The sequence below is a fragment of the Rhizobium sp. 62_C5_N11_2 genome (genome assembly GCF_051811185.1).
In the GTDB taxonomy this organism is placed as follows: domain Bacteria; phylum Pseudomonadota; class Alphaproteobacteria; order Rhizobiales; family Rhizobiaceae; genus Rhizobium; species Rhizobium leguminosarum.
Genome location: NZ_JBPWPW010000001.1, coordinates 1,816,899 through 1,834,925 on the forward strand (window position 1 = coordinate 1,816,899; position 18,027 = coordinate 1,834,925).

Below are 18,027 nucleotides of genomic sequence, written 5' to 3' on the forward strand. Positions count from 1 at the left end.
GTTTCGATGCCGATCAATATCACGATGCCCGCCCTCTCTCCGACCATGGAGGAAGGCAATCTTTCCAAATGGTTGGTCAAGGAAGGCGACAAGGTCAAGTCTGGCGATGTGATCGCCGAGATCGAGACCGACAAGGCGACGATGGAAGTCGAAGCCGTCGATGAAGGCACGGTCGCCAAGCTCGTCGTTGCCGCCGGCACCGAAGGCGTCAAAGTCAATGCGTTGATCGCGGTTCTCGCCGCCGATGGCGAGGATGTCTCCGCTGCCGCAAGCGGTGCGGGTTCCGCCGCCCCAGCGCCGAAGGCAGACGGTGCAGCCGCGCCGAAGGCCGAAGCTGCACCGGCTCCGGCCCAGTCCACTCCGGCTGCGGCACCTGTAACCGCCGCCGCGCCGGCCTCGGTTTCATCGGATGGCAGCCGCACCTTCTCTTCGCCGCTTGCCCGCAGGTTGGCCAAGGAAGCCGGTATCGACCTTTCGGCAGTCGCAGGCTCCGGCCCGCACGGCCGCGTCGTCAAGAGCGACATCGAAGCCGCCGTTGCCGGCGGTGGCGCCAAGGCTGCTGCTGCGCCCGTATCCGCTGCCGCCCCGCAGGCTGCCGCGCCGGCTCCGGCCGCCGCTGCGAAGGGCGCGTCCGAAGAAGCCGTGCTCAAGCTCTTCGAACCGGGCTCCTACGAGCTCGTGCCGCATGACGGCATGCGCAAGACGATCGCCAGGCGACTGGTCGAATCCAAGCAGACGATCCCGCATTTCTACGTCAGCGTCGATTGCGAGCTCGATGCGTTGCTGGCGCTACGCGCCCAGCTGAACGATGCGGCTCCGCGCAAGGACAACGCTCCGGCCTACAAGCTCTCGGTCAACGACATGGTCATCAAGGCCATGGCGCTGGCGCTGCGCGACGTTCCGGATGCCAACGTCTCCTGGACCGACAGCAACATGGTCAAGCACAAGCACGCCGATGTCGGCGTCGCCGTCTCGATCCCCGGCGGCCTGATCACCCCGATCATCCGCAAGGCCGAGGAAAAGACCCTGTCGACAATCTCCAACGAGATGCGCGATCTCGGCAAGCGGGCCAAGGATCGCAAGCTGAAGCCTGAGGAATATCAGGGCGGCACCAGTTCCGTCTCGAACATGGGCATGATGGGCGTGAAGAACTTCGCAGCCGTCGTCAACCCGCCGCATGCGACGATCCTCGCGGTCGGCGCCGGCGAACAGCGGGTCGTCGTCAAGAAGGGCGAAATGACGATTGCCACCGTGATGTCCGTCACGCTCTCGACCGACCATCGCTGCGTCGACGGCGCGCTCGGCGCCGAGTTGCTCCAGGCCTTCAAGGGCTACATCGAGAACCCGATGGGCATGCTTGTCTGATAGCGGCGCGGAGGCGGAAATGACCAAGACCGTTCTTTGCTATGGTGACTCGCTGACCTGGGGTTATGACGCCGAGACGATCGGCCGTCATGATTACAAAAATCGCTGGCCGAGCGTGCTTCAGGCAGCGCTCGGCCATGAGGCGCGCGTCATCGCCGAAGGCTTGAACGGTCGCACCACCGCTTTCGACGACCATCTCGCCGATTGCGACCGCAACGGTGCGCGCATCCTGCCGACGATCCTGCAGACCCATGCACCGCTCGACCTCGTCATCCTTCTGCTCGGCACCAATGATATGAAGCCGGTCGTGGCAGGCTCGGCCTTTGCCGCCTGCCAGGGTATCAGCCGACTCGTGCGGCTGATCCGCAATCATGCCTGGCCCTTTGAATTTGATGGGCCGGAGATTCTGATCGTGGCGCCGCCGGCGATCCGCGCGACGGGCAACGTGCCCTTCGCCGCATCCTTTCCCGGCGGTATCGAGGAATCGGCGAAGCTTGCAACGCTTTATCGTGATCTTGCCGACGAACTCGGTTGTGGCTTCTTCGACGGCAATTCCGTCGCCAAGACCACGCCGATCGATGGCATTCACCTCGATGCGGACAATACGCGTGCGCTCGGACGCGGGCTGGAATCGATCGTGCGGATGATGCTGGGGATCTGACCATGGCCTCCTTCATCGCCCTCCGGCAGGCCTCACGGCGGGATGCCTCGGAGCTGGCGATTCTGGCGGATATCGCATCGCGCGGGTTTGCCTCCTGGCTCTGGTTTGCCGGTGTGGAAAACGGCGTGAGCGATACGCCGCTGGAGCGGGGCCGGCTGAAGATGAGCGAGGAGGAAGCCGTCGGCGGCTGGCGGGATGCCGTGATTGCCGAGGCCTATGGCGAGGTCGCAGGTGTGGCGATCGGCCATGCGCTGGGTGAGGGGATAGGCGATATCGAGGCGACGATTCCGGCAACCGCACCGATGCTCGCCTTGCAGAAAACGGTTGTGGGAAGCTGGTTCATCGGCAGTCTCGGCGTCTATCGCCATCTGCGCGGCATCGGCATCGGACGCAGGCTGCTGGACGATCAGATCGAAAGGGCCGATCGGCGGCCCGTCAGCCTGATCACCGCAAGCGACAACGAAGCGGCTTTGTCGCTTTATGGAAGAAACGGATTCCTGGAGGCTGCGCGCGCCGATGCCGTGCCGCTCTTCGAAAACAGCAAGAGACACGCGTGGGTGCTCATGACCCGCAGCGCAGCATAACAAAGGCAGGAAACACATGGCTGAATCCTACGACGTCATCATCATCGGCTCGGGTCCCGGCGGCTATGTCGCTGCTATCCGTGCCAGCCAGCTCGGCCTCAAGACCGCGATCGTCGAGCGCGAGCATATGGGCGGCATCTGCCTGAACTGGGGCTGCATCCCGACCAAGGCGCTGCTGCGCTCGGCCGAGGTGCTCGACCACGCCAATCACTTCAAGGATTTCGGCCTCGTTCTCGAAGGCACGGTCAAGCCGGATGCCAAGGCCGTCGTCGGCCGCTCGCGCGCCGTCTCCGCCCGCCTGAATGCCGGCGTCGGCTTCCTGATGAAGAAGAACAAGATCGACATCATCTGGGGCGAAGCGAAGATCACCAAGCCCGGCGAGATCGTTGTCGGCAAGGCGTCGAAGCCCGTTGTCGAGCCGCAGCATCCGCTGCCGAAGAACGTCAAGAGCGGCGAGGGCACCTATACCGCCAAGCATATCATCATCGCGACCGGCGCCCGTCCACGCGCGCTGCCTGGCATCGAGCCGGATGGCAAGCTGATCTGGACCTATTTCGAGGCGCTGAAGCCGGATGTTTTGCCGAAGTCGCTGATCGTCATGGGCTCAGGCGCGATCGGCATCGAATTCGCCAGCTTCTATCGCTCGATGGGCGTCGATGTGACCGTCGTCGAAGTCATGCCGACCATCATGCCGGTCGAGGATGCCGAGGTAACGGCGATCGCCCGCAAGCAGCTTGAAAAGCGCGGCCTCAAGATCTTCACCAGCGCCAAGGTCACGAAGGTCGAGAAGGGCGCCGGCAGCGTCACCGCCCATGTCGAGACGGCTGATGGCAAGGTGCAGCAGATCACCGCCGACCGACTGATTTCTGCCGTCGGCGTTCAGGGCAATATCGAGAATCTCGGCCTCGAGGCGCTCGGCGTCAAGACCGACCGCGGCTGCGTCGTCATCGACGGCTACGGCAAGACCAATGTCGCCGGCATCTATGCGATCGGCGATGTCGCCGGCCCACCGATGCTGGCGCACAAGGCAGAGCATGAGGGCGTCGTCTGCGTCGAAAAGATCGCCGGCCTGCCGAACGTCCATCCCACAGACAAGGGCAAGGTCCCGGGCTGCACCTATTGCAATCCGCAGGTCGCCTCTGTCGGCATCACCGAAGCGAAAGCCAAAGAGCTGGGCCGCGACATCCGCGTCGGCCGCTTCTCCTTCGCCGCGAACGGCAAGGCGATCGCGCTCGGCGAGGACCAGGGCATGGTGAAGGTGATCTTCGACAAGAAGACCGGTGAACTGCTCGGCGCCCACATGGTCGGCGCCGAAGTCACCGAGCTCATTCAGGGCTTCGTCGTCGCGATGAACCTCGAAACGACCGAGGAAGAGCTGATGCACACGATCTTCCCGCATCCGACCGTGTCCGAAACGATGAAGGAAGCGGTGCTCGATGCTTACGGCCGTGTGCTGAACGCTTGAGAATTTCCGAAGCTGCCCTTTATCCCGGGGTGGAGAATCCATCCCCTCGGAGTGGAAAGCCACGCCGCTAGGGTGGAAAAAACGAAAGGAAATCATCATGTCTATGGAGACGCAGGCGTTGCTGGTATTTTTGCTGATTGGCCTGGTTGCAGGCTTCCTCGCAAGCCTGGTCGTCGGTGGTGGCGGGCTGATAAGATGCCTGCTGAGCGGCATTATCGGCGCCTTCGTCGGCGGTTATCTGTTCAGCGCGCTCGGTATTTCGCTGGGCATTGAAAACGCGCTGGTGGTGCAGATCATCCACGCCACCGTCGGCGCCATCATCGTGGTTCTGATCGCAAGGGCGGTCGCTTGAGGCGTAACTGAGGGCAGGGCATGGAAAGCGTCGGTTGGATTTCGGCAATCATCATCGGTGGGCTTGCGGGCTGGCTCGCCGGCAAGCTGATGGAAGCGCGATACGGGATTTTTCTGAACATCGTGCTCGGCATCGTCGGTTCGGTCGTCGCAAGTGCCGTCCTCGCGCAATTCCATGTCGAGGTGGTCGGCGGACGGCTCGGTTATTTCGTGACGGGTTTCCTCGGAGCCTGCCTGTTGATATTCCTTGCGCGGCTGGTGCGGCGCTAGATCCGATCGATTTGCCGCATAGGGGCGGTAGAAAGCTGAAACTGCAATGGTGACGATCCTCGATACGATCAATCCCGACGCCAAGCGCGTGCGGCATCCCGAGAAGGCGCATCGGCCTGATACGGAAGTCATGCGCAAGCCGGACTGGATTCGCGTCAAGGCGCCGACCTCCAAGGGTTATGCCGAGACGCGCGCGATCGTGAAGGAGCACAAGCTCGTCACCGTCTGCGAGGAGGCCGGCTGCCCGAATATCGGCGAGTGCTGGGACAAGAAGCACGCGACCTTCATGATCATGGGCGAGATCTGTACCCGCGCCTGCGCCTTCTGCAACGTCGCCACCGGCAAGCCGAATGCGCTCGACATGGCCGAGCCGGAGAATGTCGCCAAGGCGGTCAAGGAGATGGGCCTCAGCCACGTCGTCATCACCTCGGTCGACCGTGACGACCTGGAGGACGGCGGCGCCGAACACTTCGAAAAGGTGATCTGGGCAATCCGTGCGGCCTCGCCGATGACGACGATCGAGATCCTGACGCCCGACTTCCTGAAGAAGCCGGGTGCGCTGGAGCGCGTCGTCGCCGCCAAGCCCGACGTCTTCAACCACAATATGGAAACAGTGCCCGGCAACTATCTGACGGTTCGCCCCGGCGCCCGCTACTTCCATTCTGTCCGCCTGCTGCAGCGGGTGAAGGAACTCGATCCCACCATGTTCACCAAATCGGGCATCATGGTCGGTCTTGGCGAAGAGCGAAACGAAGTCCTCCAACTGATGGACGATCTGCGCACCGCCGATGTCGACTTCCTGACGATCGGCCAGTACCTGCAGCCGACGCGCAAGCACCACAAGGTCGAAAGCTTCGTCACCCCCGACGAGTTCAAGTCTTATGAGACCGTCGCCTACAGCAAGGGCTTCCTGATGGTCGCCTCCAGCCCGCTGACCCGCTCCTCCCACCATGCCGGCGACGACTTTGCCCGGCTGAGAGCGGCGCGCGAGAAGAAGCTGCTGATGGCAGCCGAGTAACATCTGGTACTTGCTTTTTGATTGAACCGCGGCGATTTTCGCCGCGGTTTTTCTTTGGGAGGCCGACGATGAACATCACCTCCGGATTGAAATCGCCGCTGATCGAAGCCGACCGTATCCTGGTGATCGGCTGCCCCGGCGGCGGCAAGAGCACGCTCGCAACGCGGCTTTCGCGAGCGCTCGACCTCAACTACATCTCCATGGACCGCGATTTCTACTGGCTACCGGGCTGGCGAAAGAGGCCGCGCGACGAGATCGACCGCCGGATAGCCGAGGCGGTGGCGGAACAACGCTGGATCATGGATGGAACCGGCCTCAGCTCCTTCCATCTTCGCCTGCCGCGCGCGGACGTCGTCATCTGGCTTCGGCTGCCCAGATATGCATGCCTCTACGGCGCCCTATCGAGAGCGTTCCGCTACTTTGGGCGCAACCGCCCCGAACTGCCTGCCGGCTGCCCGGAACGCCTCTCGCTGGACGCGCTTGCCTATATCTGGAATTTCGAACGGCATGCCGCACCTCTGATCGAGGCAGCACTTCGGGATCACGGGCTTTTCAATTCCACCGTCATCATAAGATCGCGCAAGGCAGCTAACCGGTTCGCCGCTCTTGGCGCTTAAGATCGTGCCGGCGAAACGCATGTCTGGCTCGAGGGAGTTGCATGATGAATCAGAGAGTAGACCTGCCGCCGCGTCAGCAGATCACCGATCTTAAACAGGCTGCGGAGCATATCCGCACAGCCCGCCGCATCCTCGTCATGGGTTGCTCGGGCGGCGGCAAATCCACGCTGTCGCTGAAGATTGCCAAGCGCTTCGGGCTTTCCTACATTTCGCTCGATCGCGACGTATTTTGGCTTCCCGGCTGGGTGGTGCGCGACAGGGTCGAGCAGAGAAATATCATCGCCAGCCGGATCCTCGAAGAACGTTGGATCATGGACGGCACGAACCCATCCTCCCTGGACATTCGGCTGCCGCGCTCCGATTTCGTCATCTGGGTCCGCATGCCGCGGCTTCTCTGCATCTGGGGCGCAATCAGCCGGTGGGCGAAATGGATCGGCCGCGCTCGCCCCGAAATGGCGCCGGGCTGTATCGAGAAGGTCGATTTGGAATTCCTCCGCTTCATCTGGACCTTCGAGGAGAAATTTGCGCCGCGCCTCGTCGCCGGCATCGCCGCACATGGCCCTGACGTGCCGGTTCTTCAGCTAAAATCCCGCCGCGAGATGCGCGAGCTTCTTGATCTTCTCGGCCGGCCCGATTAATTGCCGCCTATGCCGCAATTCGAAACGCACCGTCCCGTCCCGCATACGCCCGAGCAGATGTTCGACCTCGTCGCCGATGTCGAGCGCTATCCGGAATTCCTGCCGCTCTGCGAAGCGCTGGCCATCCGGAGCCGCAAGGAGCGCGACGGCAAGATCCTGCTCGTCGCCGACATGACGGTCGGCTACAAGGCGATCCGCGAGACCTTCACGACGCAGGTGCTGTTGAACCGGGCCGAGCACGTCATCGAGGTCAAGTATATCGATGGCCCGTTCAAATATCTCGACAATCGCTGGCATTTCGCCGAGACGCCTTCTGGCGGCTGCACCGTCGATTTCTTCATCGACTATGAGTTCAAGAGCCGCATTCTCGGCGCGCTGATGGGCTCGATGTTTGACCGCGCCTTTCGCATGTTCACCGAGGCCTTCGAGACCAGGGCAAACAGGATCTACACGCCGGCTTGATGAGCGAACCCGCGTCAGGCAGCAAGGAGCGAGCGTACCATCTCCAGCGCCGTCCTGATCGTCGCCAGCCGAACCTCGCTGCGGCCGATATCGCCATAGAGCATTTTCCGATGGATGAGCGCGCCGGCGCGCGATTTGGCGGCGAGATGCACGAGGCCGACCGGTTTTTCCGCCGATCCGCCGCCGGGGCCGGCAATACCGGTGACAGCAACGGCGATCTCGGCGCGTGAGCGGAAGAGGGCTCCATGCACCATCTGTCGCGCCGTTTCCTCGGAGACCGCCCCGAAACGCAGCAGCGTTTCCGCCTGCACGCCGAGCATCTCGATCTTTGCGGTATTCGTATAGGTGACGAAGCCTCGGTCGACGACGGCTGATGAACCCGATATCTCCGTCAGCGCCCCGGCAATCAGTCCGCCGGTGCAGGATTCGGCTGTGGAGAGCATCAGCCCTGCAGCCGTGAAGTCACGGATGGTCGCCTCCGCCATCGACATTATATCCTGAGGAAAAAGGCTCATCATTTCCTTCCGCGATAGACGACGGTGGCAGTCGCGATCGCCGCGATGCCTTCGCGCCGGCCGACGAAGCCGATCGTCTCGTTGGTCGTCGCCTTGACCGAGCAACGCTCGATATCGATGCCGAGATAATCCGACAGTTTCGCTCGCATGGCCTCGCGATGCGGGCCGACCTTCGGCGCCTCGGCGATCAGCGAGACGTCGGCATTCATGATCGTGCCGCCGCGCTCGCGCACGATCCGGGCGGCATGCTCGATGAAGATCCGCGAGGCCGCCCCTTTCCATTGCGGGTCGGACGGCGGGAAATGATCGCCGATATCGCCGGCGCCGCAGGTGGCGAGCAGCGCGTCCGTCAGCGCATGCAGCGCGACGTCGGCATCCGAGTGACCTTTCAGCTTCTGATCATGCGGAATGAACACGCCGCAGAGTGTCACGCCATCGCCGGCTACGAGCTGGTGCACGTCGTAGCCATTGCCGGTGCGCACGTCTGGAAGCAGCGAAGTCGACAGCTTGTCGTCGGCCATGGCGATATCGTTCCTGACCGTCAGCTTGACGTTGTCGGCCGTGCCCTCGACGATCGTCACCGGAATGCCCAGCCATTCGGCGATCGAGGCATCGTCGGTGAAATCGCTTCGTCCGCTCGCCGCCGCCTTCTCGTGCGCCTCGAGGATCGTTTCGAAGGCGAAGGATTGCGGCGTCTGCGCCGCGTAGAGATGCTCGCGTGAAACCGTCGTCAGCACGGTGCCGGCGCTGTCGGCGCGTTTCAGCGTATCGGTGACCGGGATTGCCGGCAGGACCGCCTGTGCGCCGGCGTCAAGGCTCTCGGCAATGCGGTCCAGGAGCACATGGTCGAAGAACGGCCGCACGGCATCGTGGATCAGCACATGGCTGATTTGCTTGTCCTTGAGGTATCTGAGGCCGGCAAGCACGGATTGCTGCCGGGTGGCGCCACCATGCACCGTTTCGATCGGCGTTGCCGAGATGATGTGGCGGAAGGCTCTTGCAAACAGCGCCTCGTCATCGGGATGAATGACGACGACGATCTGCTTTGCTGCTTCCCATGTCATGAAGTTTTCAAGCGTATGCACGATAACCGGCTTGCCGCCGATCATGCGATACTGCTTGGGGCCCTCCGTGGAGGATCCCGCGCGCTCGCCGCGGCCGGCGGCCACGATGACAATTCCAGCCGATATCGGTTGCTTAGAAGGCATTTGCAGCATAAATCCCCTAAAATATGCGGAATTGACCCGAGTGCTCTAACGTCTTGCTTTGGCCTTTTCCAGCATCTGCCCGAAAAATATCAATTCCCATCCCAGCCCCCTTGGCAAGCTAGGGAATAATGGCTAAAAATAATGCAGTTCTATTGTGTGCCCGAAAGATAATCAATTGATTTCCAAGGACCTCGCAGCGCCTTTCCGAATCGGACCCGTGTCCGTGCGGAACCGCGTTGTGCTGGCGCCGATGTCCGGCGTCACGGATATGCCCTTCCGCGAGCTTGCGTGGCGCTTCGGCGCCGGCCTCGTCGTCACCGAAATGGTGGCGAGCCGCGAACTGGTCAATGACACGGCCGAGTCCTGGTCGCGGCTGCGGGCTGCGGGCTTCCGGCCGCATATGGTGCAGCTTGCCGGGCGCGAGGCGCACTGGATGGCCGAGGCTGCCAAGATCGCCGCCGATCATGGCGCCGATATCATCGACATCAATATGGGCTGTCCGGCAAAGAAGGTGATCGGCGGTTATTCCGGCTCGGCGCTGATGCGCGATCCCGATCATGCGCTCGGCCTCATCGAGGCGACGGTCAAGGCCGTCGACATTCCGGTGACGCTGAAGATGCGCCTCGGCTGGGACGAGAATTCGATCAACGCGCCTGACATTGCGCGCCGCGCCGAGGCCGCCGGCATCCAGCTTGTGACCATTCACGGGCGCACCCGCATGCAATTCTATGAAGGCCGGGCCGATTGGGACGCGATACGCGCCGTCCGCGACGTAATCTCAATCCCGCTGATCGCCAATGGCGATGTCGAAACCGCAGGCGACGCGCAGGAAATATTGCGCCGCTCCGGCGCCGATGCCGTGATGATCGGCAGGGGCTGCCAGGGCAGGCCGTGGCATGCCGGCGTCATATCAGGTGCGCCTGCACCGCAATCCCTGAAGATCGCCGAGCTCGCCGTCGAGCATTACCGCATGATGCTGGATTTCTACGGCGAAGCGGTGGCGATCCGCCACGCCCGCAAGCACCTTGGCTGGTATCTCCAGCGTTTCGCGCCTGATCTGTCAGGCGCGGAAAAGGCGGAGATTATGACCTCGCGCGACCCGCGCGAGGTGGCCGCGCGCCTCTACGATGCGCTTGCGGCGAGTATTGTCGACAGCCGGGAGGCGGCATGACAAAGGATATGACATCTCCGTCCGATCACGCCGGCGGGACCGTCGCCATGGCCGTGCTGAACGCCATCCAGAACCCCGTCATCATGGTCGACGAATCCGGCTTTGTCGTTTTCGCCAATTGGGAGGCGGAGGCCTTCTTCGGCGCCAGCGCCTCGCATCTGGCCCGTTACCGTATCTCGACCTTCATTCCCTTCGGCAGCCCGCTGCTCGCCTTGATCGACCAAGTGCGCGAGCGCAAGGCGCCGGTTAACGAATATCGCGTCGACCTGAGTTCGCCCCGCCTCGGCCAGGACAAGCTCGTCGATCTCTATGTCGCCCCGGTGCTCAGCGAGCCCGGCGCCGTCGTCATCGTTTTTCAGGAACGCTCGATGGCCGACAAGATCGACCGGCAGCTGACACATCGCGCCGCCGCCCGCTCGGTGACCGGTCTTGCCTCGATGCTGGCGCATGAGATCAAGAACCCGCTCTCCGGCATACGCGGCGCCGCCCAGCTGCTTGAGCAGTCTGCGATCGATGACGATCGGGCGCTGACCCGGCTGATCTGCGACGAGACCGATCGCATTGTCTCGCTGGTCGACCGTATGGAAGTCTTTTCCGACGAACGCCCCGTCGACCGCATGCCGGTCAATATCCATTCCGTGCTCGATCACGTGAAGGCCGTCGCCAAGGCAGGTTTTGCCCGCAACATCCGAGTTACCGAAAGTTATGACCCGTCGCTGCCGGCCGTTTATGCCAATCGCGATCAGCTCGTCCAGGTCTTCCTCAATCTGGTGAAGAACGCCGCCGAAGCGGTCGGCGATCGGCCGGACGGCGAGATCATGCTGACGACGGCCTATCGCCCGGGCATCCGTCTTTCGGTCGCCGGCACGCGCGAAAAGATCTCGCTGCCGCTGGAATTCTGCGTCCATGACAACGGTCCCGGCGTTCCCGCCGATCTGGTGCCGCATCTCTTCGATCCCTTCATCACCACCAAGCCGAACGGCAGCGGCCTCGGCCTGGCGCTGGTCGCCAAGATCATCGGCGATCACGGCGGCATCATTGAATGCGACAGCCAGAACAGCCGCACGACATTCCGCGTTCTCATGCCGGCGTCGAAGGACGCCTCGCTTGAGGACGCCTCTATAGCAAGCTCGACAGGACCTTCTCGATGACAGCCACGATCCTCGTTGCAGATGATGATGCGGCCATCCGGACCGTGCTCAACCAGGCTTTGAGCCGCGCCGGCTATGACGTTCGCATCACCTCCAACGCCGCTACCCTCTGGCGCTGGATTTCGGCAGGCGAGGGCGATCTGGTCGTCACCGATGTGGTGATGCCCGACGAGAACGCCTTCGATCTGCTGCCGCGCATCAAGAAGGCGCGGCCCGACCTGCCCGTTCTCGTCATGAGCGCCCAGAACACCTTCATGACCGCCATCAAGGCCTCGGAAAAGGGCGCCTACGACTATCTGCCGAAGCCCTTCGATCTCACCGAGCTGATCGGCATCATCGGCCGGGCGCTTGCCGAGCCGAAGCGCAAGCCTGCCAAGCTTGAAGACGACATGCAGGACGGCATGCCGCTGGTCGGCCGGTCGGCGGCGATGCAGGAAATCTACCGCGTGCTCGCCCGCCTGATGCAGACGGACCTGACGCTGATGATCACCGGCGAATCCGGCACCGGCAAGGAGCTCGTCGCCCGCGCGCTGCACGACTACGGCAAGCGCCGCAACGGCCCGTTCGTCGCAATCAACATGGCGGCGATCCCACGTGATCTGATCGAATCCGAACTCTTCGGCCACGAGAAGGGCGCCTTCACCGGCGCGCAGACCCGCTCGACCGGCCGCTTCGAGCAGGCCGAGGGCGGCACCCTCTTCCTCGACGAGATCGGCGACATGCCGATGGACGCCCAGACACGGCTTCTGCGCGTCCTGCAGCAGGGCGAATACACCACCGTCGGCGGCCGCACGCCGATCCGCACCGATGTGCGCATCGTTGCCGCCACCAACAAGGACTTGAAGCAGGCGATCAACCAGGGCCTCTTCCGCGAGGATCTCTATTACCGCCTCAATGTCGTGCCGCTACGCCTGCCGCCGCTGCGCGACCGCGCCGAGGATATTCCCGACCTGGTGCGCCATTTCATCCAGCAGGCCGAAAAGGAGGGCCTTGGCTCCAAGCGCTTCGATCAGGAAGCCCTGGAGCTGATGAAGGCCTATGCCTGGCCGGGCAACGTCCGTGAGCTGGAAAATCTCATCCGCCGTCTGATGGCGCTCTATCCGCAGGATGTGATCACCCGCGAGATCATCGACGCGGAACTGCGCTCCGACGTGCCCGACAGCCCGATCGACAAGGGGCCGATCCGCAGCGGCTCGATGACGATCGCGCAAGCCGTCGAAGAGAACATGCGCAGCTACTTCGCAGGCTTCGGTGACAATCTGCCGCCGCCCGGCCTCTATGATCGTGTGCTGACCGAAATGGAATATCCGCTGATCCTCGCCGCACTGACGGCGACGCGCGGCAACCAGATCAAAGCCGCCGATCTTCTCGGTCTCAACCGCAACACCTTGCGCAAGAAGATCAGGGAACTTGGCGTCTCGGTCTACAGAAGCTCTCGCACCGCCTGAGCGTGTTGGGCTTGCACGGTGCTGCGGAGGGATGTCGGACGCGCATCCTCCCGGTCGCGATGACGCTCATGAATGGCTCATCAGCGCACGCGCCGGCTGAGCTGGCCCGATATCAGATAGTGCTTCATGAGCATGGTGACCTTGCAACTCAGGCTTCAAACGACTGAGCGCAAGACTGACAGAAAGGTGTGTGGGGGACGGCGTCAAGCCTCTTCTCGCCGATCGGCTTGCTGCATTTCACACATGTGCCAAAAGTTCCGGCTTCAATCCGGTCCAACGCCGCTTGCACGGCGAGGAGCTCCTTTTGTCCAGCTTCGCCGAGTTCTTCCAGGACTTCATCGTTATTTCGCTCTGTGGCACGATCATCATCGTCAGGATTCCGAGGTTCTTCGAAATCATTCTCGATCGCTTGCAGGCGGGTTTCTAGCTCGCGCCGGCGTTGCTCAAGGATCGCTTTGTGCTTTTCGATATACTGCCTCGTTTGCGAGGAGGACTGCTTCTGCATGATCGCTCTCCAGCCGGCCTATGTTCGTGACCGACACCTTGTTTTGCGGGGAATTTCGTCCCTGACGGGAAGTAGCTTTCGGTCCGCGAGTGTCCAGGCTTCCTTGTCCGAAGAGCCAACTTTCAGGATACTACTTTACATTGGCTTCGCCCACGGCCGTGACTCGGAAACGGGCAGAAGAAGGTCACAGACCCATGCGGGCAGTTTCCTTCAATGTGACATAAGCACCGGCAGCAGAGGCTTTTCCAAGACGCCATCGGTTGCTCCGCCCAGGACGAAATCTCGCAACCTCGAGTGTCCAAATCCTCCCATGACCAGCATATCGGCGCTCAGTTCCAGTGCTGTTTGTTGAATGCTCTGACCGGTCGATGACGAAGTAAAGCGAGTGACCGTTGCGCTTGCATTGACGCCGCTCGAAACCAAGATCTCAGCGAGATGCGCCCCGGTTGGCTCCGGCAGCGGCTTTTCGCCCGTCAGAGATAGGACCGAAACCCGCTTGGCCTTGTGAATGAATGGGTTTGCATCGCTGACGGCCCGAGCGGCGGCTCGACTTCCGTCCCAGGCGATGACCAGATGGTCGATTGGGCCCTCAAGGGTCTTGTTGGGAAAGATGATGGCTGGCCGGCCGGATCCGAATATGACCGCTTCGGCGACAATACGGGTATCCGGAACGTCCGCGATACATTCGAGAATGGCCAGATCGAAGAACCGTGCTTCCGTGGCCACCGTCTCGTGCAATAGAGGCAAGGTGGTTTTGACCGTTCGACAAGATAATTCAACCATGGCGTTCGCTGCGAGGTTGGTCGCCGCGGCAACCAGGGTTGCGGCGCGATCGCCGCTCAAAGTCTCGGCATGCTCGATCATCTGTGGAGTATCGAGCAGCAACGACGACCAGGCGTTGGGAATGTGCGGGATCTCGACCCTTAGCGCGCAGGCGTGAAGATTTGCACCGTAGTACCCAGCAAACGCTACAGCGTTCGAAATGATCAATCCGGAACTTGAATCGGGATATGTTGCCAGCGGGAGAAAATATTGTGCCGTCATGTCCTGCTCCATCTCTCGCGGACTGCCGCGATCGCAATCTATTCCATTCGTCGCAAGTCGGCATTGATGTAACGCAATTGCCGGCGCTCCGGCTTCTCTGGCCTTGGCACGGCGCCGCGTAAGGCTAGCCCCGAAGGAGCATTGCACCTGGAGTTGGTGGTCGCTGCTCACATGGGGTGGCAAATGCCGAGGCGCCGGTCACATGTCCTGCATAAACGCCTGCATTTCTTCAGGTGTGACTTTGCCGTCATTGTTTGCGTCGACCGCGTCGAAGACGCGTTTGTGGATTGCGGTCAACTCTTCGAAAGAAATTGCGCCGTCCCCATTGGTATCGGCGACGACGAACATGATCTTCATCATATGACCGCGCATTGGCCCCATCATCCTTCATTCATGTCCGATGACATCATGTTGCGGCTCATCATGCCGGGCATCATTTCCGATCCTTCGGCCGCGGGCTTAACCTCCGACTGAGCCGAGTCTGGACTTTTCGTCTGGGCGGACGCGATGCCCACCGCACCGACGCCACCGAGCAAGGCCAGCACAGTGATAGTTGGCAGTCTGAACATGGACATTCTGCGTCTCCTCTTTGAGCCATTATCCTCCATGACGATGGAGCTGCTTTTAGGGATACGACGTATGCCGGATTCAAGCGTTGCGTTGGATCAAACTGCCTGTGCTACTTCGCAGGCTTCGGGGACAATCTGCCGCCGCCCGGCCTCTATGATCGTGTGCTGACGGAAATGGAATATCCGCTGATCCTCGCCGCACTGACGGCGACGCGCGGCAACCAGATCAAGGCGGCCGATCTTCTCGGTCTCAACCGCAACACCTTGCGCAAGAAAATCAGGGAACTTGGCGTCTCGGTCTACAGAAGCTCTCGCACCGCCTGAGCTCGCTCGGGGGCGCGATAAAAAGAAGGCGGCGGGCCCTCATGTTTGCCCACCGCCCACCCCTCCCGGCGTCCGCCGCCACGGTCGGGAGGAAAGGTGAGCCTATCTGAGCCAGGTCGCGGTTTATATCCAAGCAGACAAACAAAGGTGCGGTGTCATTCAACAGTCACATAAGCATTTGTGAGGAGTGATTTGGCGCCAGGCGAATGTCATTGAAGTTGCTGCGGTCGTCGTCGCCATGCCTGTGGATAAGCTGTGGATATCCGGTGGACGACACGATCAACCAGCGGGCGATAACGTCGCAGATTCCAATCGCATGTTGCCTATCCGTTCCGAATCTCTTCATTCTGCGGTCGCTGCTATCGACCTCCGCCGCAAACGTCGTCGATCGCATGCCACGGGCGCTCCGACTGATGTCGTGGAGCGCCCTTTTCTTTACGGTCGGGCTGACGGGAACTGCGACATTGTGTTTTGGTCAACTTGGCGGGCTGAGCCTCGCATATCGTTGAGCATGCCATAGATTACGCGAATCGGTCGTCGATCAATCGGGCGACGCCGACCCCGGTGACAGGCCGGCACATATTCATAATTTACGGGAGTTGCATGATGGAATATCGACGTTTGGGAAAGTCGGGCCTGAAAGTGAGCGAGTTTTCCTTCGGCTCATGGGTCACGTTCGGCAAGCAGGTCAATGGAGGCGACGCCGTCGACCTCATGAAGCTTGCCTATGACAACGGGGTGAACTTCTTCGATAATGCCGAAGGATACGAGAGCGGCAAGTCCGAAATCGTGATGGGCGAGGCGCTCAGCAGGCTTGGCTGGAGCCGCGACAGCTTCGTCGTTTCCAGCAAGGTCTTCTGGGGAGGCCAGAAGCCGACGCAGCGCGGCCTGTCGCGCAAGCATGTGACCGATGCCTGCCATGCGGCGCTCAAGCGGCTTCAGGTCGACTACCTCGACCTTTACTTCTGCCACCGCCCGGATATCGACACGCCGATCGAGGAAACCGTTCGGGCAATGCATGATCTCGTTGCCCAGGGCAAGGTGCTCTATTGGGGCACGTCGGAATGGTCGGCGCAGCAACTGACGGAAGCCTACGCCGTTGCCCGGGACTTGCGCATCACCCCGCCGACCATGGAGCAGCCGCAGTACAACATCTTCGAACGCCAGAAGGTCGAGTCCGACTATCTGCCGCTCTATGACCTGATCGGCCTTGGCACCACGATCTGGTCACCGCTCGCCTCGGGCGTCCTGACCGGCAAGTACAATAACGGTGTGCCGGCCGACAGCCGTATGAACCTGCCGGGCTATGAATGGCTGAAGGAAAAGTGGTCGAGCGATGCCGGCCTGGCCCAGCTCAAACAAGTTGGCGAACTCGCAAAGCTCGCGGACGAGATCGGCATATCGATCACGCATCTCGCCCTTTTGTGGTGCCTTGCCAACCGGAACGTCTCGACCGTCATTCTTGGAGCCTCGCGCGCCAGCCAGCTGGAGGACAATCTCGCGGCCCTCTCACACCGAGAGAAGGTGACGTCTGACGTGCTGGACCGGATCGACACGATCGTCGGAAACAAGCCCGAAGGACCACGTCGGTTCTAGAGGAAACAAACCACTGGCGACGGGCCAGATTGAGGCCCGTCGAGCCGCGGTCAATGGTTCAGCACTATAGCGCGCGGCAGGCCGTGGCGGTGGGTCCGCAAACTGGGTCGGGTCGGCAACGAGGTTTCTGCAACTGTGAGAAGCGGGATGCATTTTCTTGAAGTTTTCGGTATTGCAAGTCTTATAGCCGCTGGAATTTTTCACGTCTGCATGCTCTTCGCCTTCGAGCATCTGACCAGTAAGATTAACAAATATGGCCCGAACCTCGTAACGAAAAGGGGAAGGGCGCTCCCCGAAATTGATCCACACAGCCGGCTTGTACCGACGGAATTGAAGAATAAATTCCTTCTTTATCGGCAGGCTTGGACGTTGGTCATGACGATCCTTATTGTTCCTTTCCTGGCCTACTTGATAAGCAAGGCATTCTCCTAACTCAGAACGCGGCCTGAACCGACACGTTGTCGCTCAAACTCCAGGTCATCCGACGAAGATGTTCTAAATAACGGTCGGGCTTTTGCACAACCACGCAGTAAGTTTATGCAACCGCAGGGCCACCGGACCCGCAGCGTCAAGCGGCGTTCCTGAGTAGGCCACGGGTCATTCCTAAAGCATTTTTGCGAGCGATATATTGAGAATTTTCCTGATTTTGCTGGCGGCAATCGTGCTCCTTACAGGTGCCTGGACGGTCATCATGTTCAAAACGGCCGGCCACAGTTGGGAGGCCTCGCACGATTGCGGAGACCGTGGGACGCTCAGCGACAGTGAATTCATAACAGCCGCTATAGCTCAATCCATCCGAGCATCTGAAAACTCACCTTATTTCATCCAGACATCGAGAAGGACGTCCAACTATAAGTTTGCGCCAGAGTTCCTTATGAGGCACCCGGATTGCTGCAGTATATACCGCGGATTCCCGAACGATTATTTTTCTCCTGAGACGTTCGAGCAGTACATGACGAGAACATTTGCGAAGGTCGTCAAAATAAACTTTATGAAGGAGAATATCGTTAACGGAGCATACGTTGGGAGACTCACCTCCCCACTATGTGAAGCTCGATGCATGCG

The 18,027-nt window shown here is 61.1% G+C and carries 21 protein-coding genes and 1 pseudogene; 16 read left to right on the forward strand and 6 right to left on the reverse strand.

All coding sequences use genetic code 11. The features are described from left to right. Positions 1-6 precede the first annotated feature (6 nt). The 10 genes from AB8B31_RS09240 (at position 7) to AB8B31_RS09285 (ending at position 7,431) form a co-directional block, all read left to right on the forward strand. Positions 7-1,365: a pyruvate dehydrogenase complex dihydrolipoamide acetyltransferase gene (locus tag AB8B31_RS09240; RefSeq protein WP_131703248.1), complete on the forward strand. Its 1,359-nt coding sequence runs from the start codon at positions 7-9 to the stop codon at positions 1,363-1,365. A gap of 19 nt (positions 1,366-1,384) precedes the next feature. After that, positions 1,385-2,026, forward strand: coding sequence for an SGNH/GDSL hydrolase family protein (locus tag AB8B31_RS09245; protein WP_018241905.1), 642 nt, complete (start codon positions 1,385-1,387; stop codon positions 2,024-2,026). Between the two features lie 2 nt (positions 2,027-2,028). After that, on the forward strand, positions 2,029-2,610 hold the full coding sequence (locus tag AB8B31_RS09250) for a GNAT family N-acetyltransferase (RefSeq protein WP_018241906.1): 582 nt from the start codon (positions 2,029-2,031) through the stop codon (positions 2,608-2,610). A gap of 16 nt (positions 2,611-2,626) precedes the next feature. Further along, the gene (lpdA, locus tag AB8B31_RS09255; protein ID WP_131703249.1) at positions 2,627-4,075 is read left to right on the forward strand and encodes a dihydrolipoyl dehydrogenase; all 1,449 of its coding nucleotides are present in this window, start codon (positions 2,627-2,629) and stop codon (positions 4,073-4,075) included. Between the two features lie 97 nt (positions 4,076-4,172). Beyond that, a complete protein-coding gene (locus AB8B31_RS09260) occupies positions 4,173-4,427 on the forward strand; it encodes a GlsB/YeaQ/YmgE family stress response membrane protein (RefSeq protein ID WP_003539329.1) in 255 nt (84 codons plus the stop codon). A 20-nt stretch (positions 4,428-4,447) separates the two neighbouring features. Next, positions 4,448-4,696, forward strand: a complete 249-nt coding sequence (locus AB8B31_RS09265; RefSeq protein ID WP_012757333.1) for a GlsB/YeaQ/YmgE family stress response membrane protein — start codon at positions 4,448-4,450, stop codon at positions 4,694-4,696. Between the two features lie 46 nt (positions 4,697-4,742). Continuing rightward, the gene (gene lipA / locus AB8B31_RS09270; RefSeq protein ID WP_003559117.1) at positions 4,743-5,714 is read left to right on the forward strand and encodes a lipoyl synthase; all 972 of its coding nucleotides are present in this window, start codon (positions 4,743-4,745) and stop codon (positions 5,712-5,714) included. Positions 5,715-5,782: 68 nt separating this feature from the next. Continuing rightward, entirely contained in the window at positions 5,783-6,331 is a 549-nt protein-coding gene (locus tag AB8B31_RS09275; protein ID WP_166480274.1) for an AAA family ATPase, read from the forward strand. Between the two features lie 41 nt (positions 6,332-6,372). Next, positions 6,373-6,969: an AAA family ATPase gene (locus AB8B31_RS09280; protein WP_052215295.1), complete on the forward strand. Its 597-nt coding sequence runs from the start codon at positions 6,373-6,375 to the stop codon at positions 6,967-6,969. Between the two features lie 9 nt (positions 6,970-6,978). Continuing rightward, a complete protein-coding gene (locus tag AB8B31_RS09285; RefSeq protein ID WP_003559123.1) occupies positions 6,979-7,431 on the forward strand; it encodes a type II toxin-antitoxin system RatA family toxin in 453 nt (150 codons plus the stop codon). Positions 7,432-7,445: 14 nt separating this feature from the next. Here the strand turns inward: AB8B31_RS09285 and AB8B31_RS09290 are convergent, their stop codons facing one another. Both AB8B31_RS09290 and AB8B31_RS09295 read right to left on the reverse strand, forming a co-directional pair. Beyond that, on the reverse strand, positions 7,446-7,949 hold the full coding sequence (locus AB8B31_RS09290; protein ID WP_205912234.1) for a CinA family protein: 504 nt from the start codon (positions 7,947-7,949) through the stop codon (positions 7,446-7,448). Then, entirely contained in the window at positions 7,946-9,163 is a 1,218-nt protein-coding gene (locus AB8B31_RS09295; protein WP_131703251.1) for a bifunctional 2-C-methyl-D-erythritol 4-phosphate cytidylyltransferase/2-C-methyl-D-erythritol 2,4-cyclodiphosphate synthase, read from the reverse strand. Before AB8B31_RS09295 ends, AB8B31_RS09290 begins: the two co-directional genes overlap by 4 nt. A gap of 145 nt (positions 9,164-9,308) precedes the next feature. Here AB8B31_RS09295 and dusB point away from each other — a divergent pair, with 145 nt between their 5' ends. Genes dusB through ntrC form a run of 3 tightly spaced genes read left to right on the forward strand, consistent with a single transcriptional unit; the run spans position 9,309 to position 12,924 of the window. Next, complete coding sequence (dusB, locus tag AB8B31_RS09300; protein ID WP_028731986.1) at positions 9,309-10,325, forward strand: tRNA dihydrouridine synthase DusB; 1,017 nt, start codon at positions 9,309-9,311, stop codon at positions 10,323-10,325. Continuing rightward, positions 10,322-11,476 carry a two-component system sensor histidine kinase NtrB gene (locus AB8B31_RS09305; RefSeq protein WP_018241914.1) on the forward strand — a complete coding sequence of 385 codons (1,155 nt, stop codon included), beginning with the start codon at positions 10,322-10,324 and terminating at the stop codon, positions 11,474-11,476. The genes dusB and AB8B31_RS09305 overlap by 4 nt, the downstream gene beginning before the upstream one ends. Further along, positions 11,473-12,924: a nitrogen regulation protein NR(I) gene (gene ntrC, locus AB8B31_RS09310; protein ID WP_017964172.1), complete on the forward strand. Its 1,452-nt coding sequence runs from the start codon at positions 11,473-11,475 to the stop codon at positions 12,922-12,924. The genes AB8B31_RS09305 and ntrC overlap by 4 nt, the downstream gene beginning before the upstream one ends. Positions 12,925-13,072: 148 nt before the next feature. Here ntrC and AB8B31_RS09315 read toward each other — a convergent pair whose 3' ends face one another. From AB8B31_RS09315 to AB8B31_RS09330, 4 genes are all read right to left on the reverse strand, one after another. Beyond that, positions 13,073-13,429: a TraR/DksA family transcriptional regulator gene (locus AB8B31_RS09315; protein WP_018241915.1), complete on the reverse strand. Its 357-nt coding sequence runs from the start codon at positions 13,427-13,429 to the stop codon at positions 13,073-13,075. Between the two features lie 210 nt (positions 13,430-13,639). After that, positions 13,640-14,473, reverse strand: a complete 834-nt coding sequence (locus AB8B31_RS09320) for a universal stress protein (protein ID WP_439007435.1) — start codon at positions 14,471-14,473, stop codon at positions 13,640-13,642. Between the two features lie 198 nt (positions 14,474-14,671). Then, positions 14,672-14,821, reverse strand: a complete 150-nt coding sequence (locus AB8B31_RS09325; protein WP_245515236.1) for an EF-hand domain-containing protein — start codon at positions 14,819-14,821, stop codon at positions 14,672-14,674. A 32-nt stretch (positions 14,822-14,853) separates the two neighbouring features. Next, positions 14,854-15,048, reverse strand: a complete 195-nt coding sequence (locus tag AB8B31_RS09330) for a hypothetical protein (protein WP_245515237.1) — start codon at positions 15,046-15,048, stop codon at positions 14,854-14,856. 99 nt (positions 15,049-15,147) lie between these two features. Here AB8B31_RS09330 and AB8B31_RS09335 point away from each other — a divergent pair. The 3 genes and pseudogenes from AB8B31_RS09335 to AB8B31_RS09345 all read left to right on the forward strand — a co-directional run. Next, positions 15,148-15,366 (forward strand): annotated as a pseudogene (locus tag AB8B31_RS09335) (helix-turn-helix domain-containing protein); the annotation flags it as partial. Positions 15,367-15,972: 606 nt separating this feature from the next. After that, positions 15,973-16,962: a potassium channel beta subunit family protein gene (locus AB8B31_RS09340; RefSeq protein WP_047621718.1), complete on the forward strand. Its 990-nt coding sequence runs from the start codon at positions 15,973-15,975 to the stop codon at positions 16,960-16,962. A gap of 147 nt (positions 16,963-17,109) precedes the next feature. Further along, complete coding sequence (locus AB8B31_RS09345) at positions 17,110-17,394, forward strand: hypothetical protein (protein ID WP_047621720.1); 285 nt, start codon at positions 17,110-17,112, stop codon at positions 17,392-17,394. The last annotated feature ends 633 nt before the right edge of the window (positions 17,395-18,027 follow it).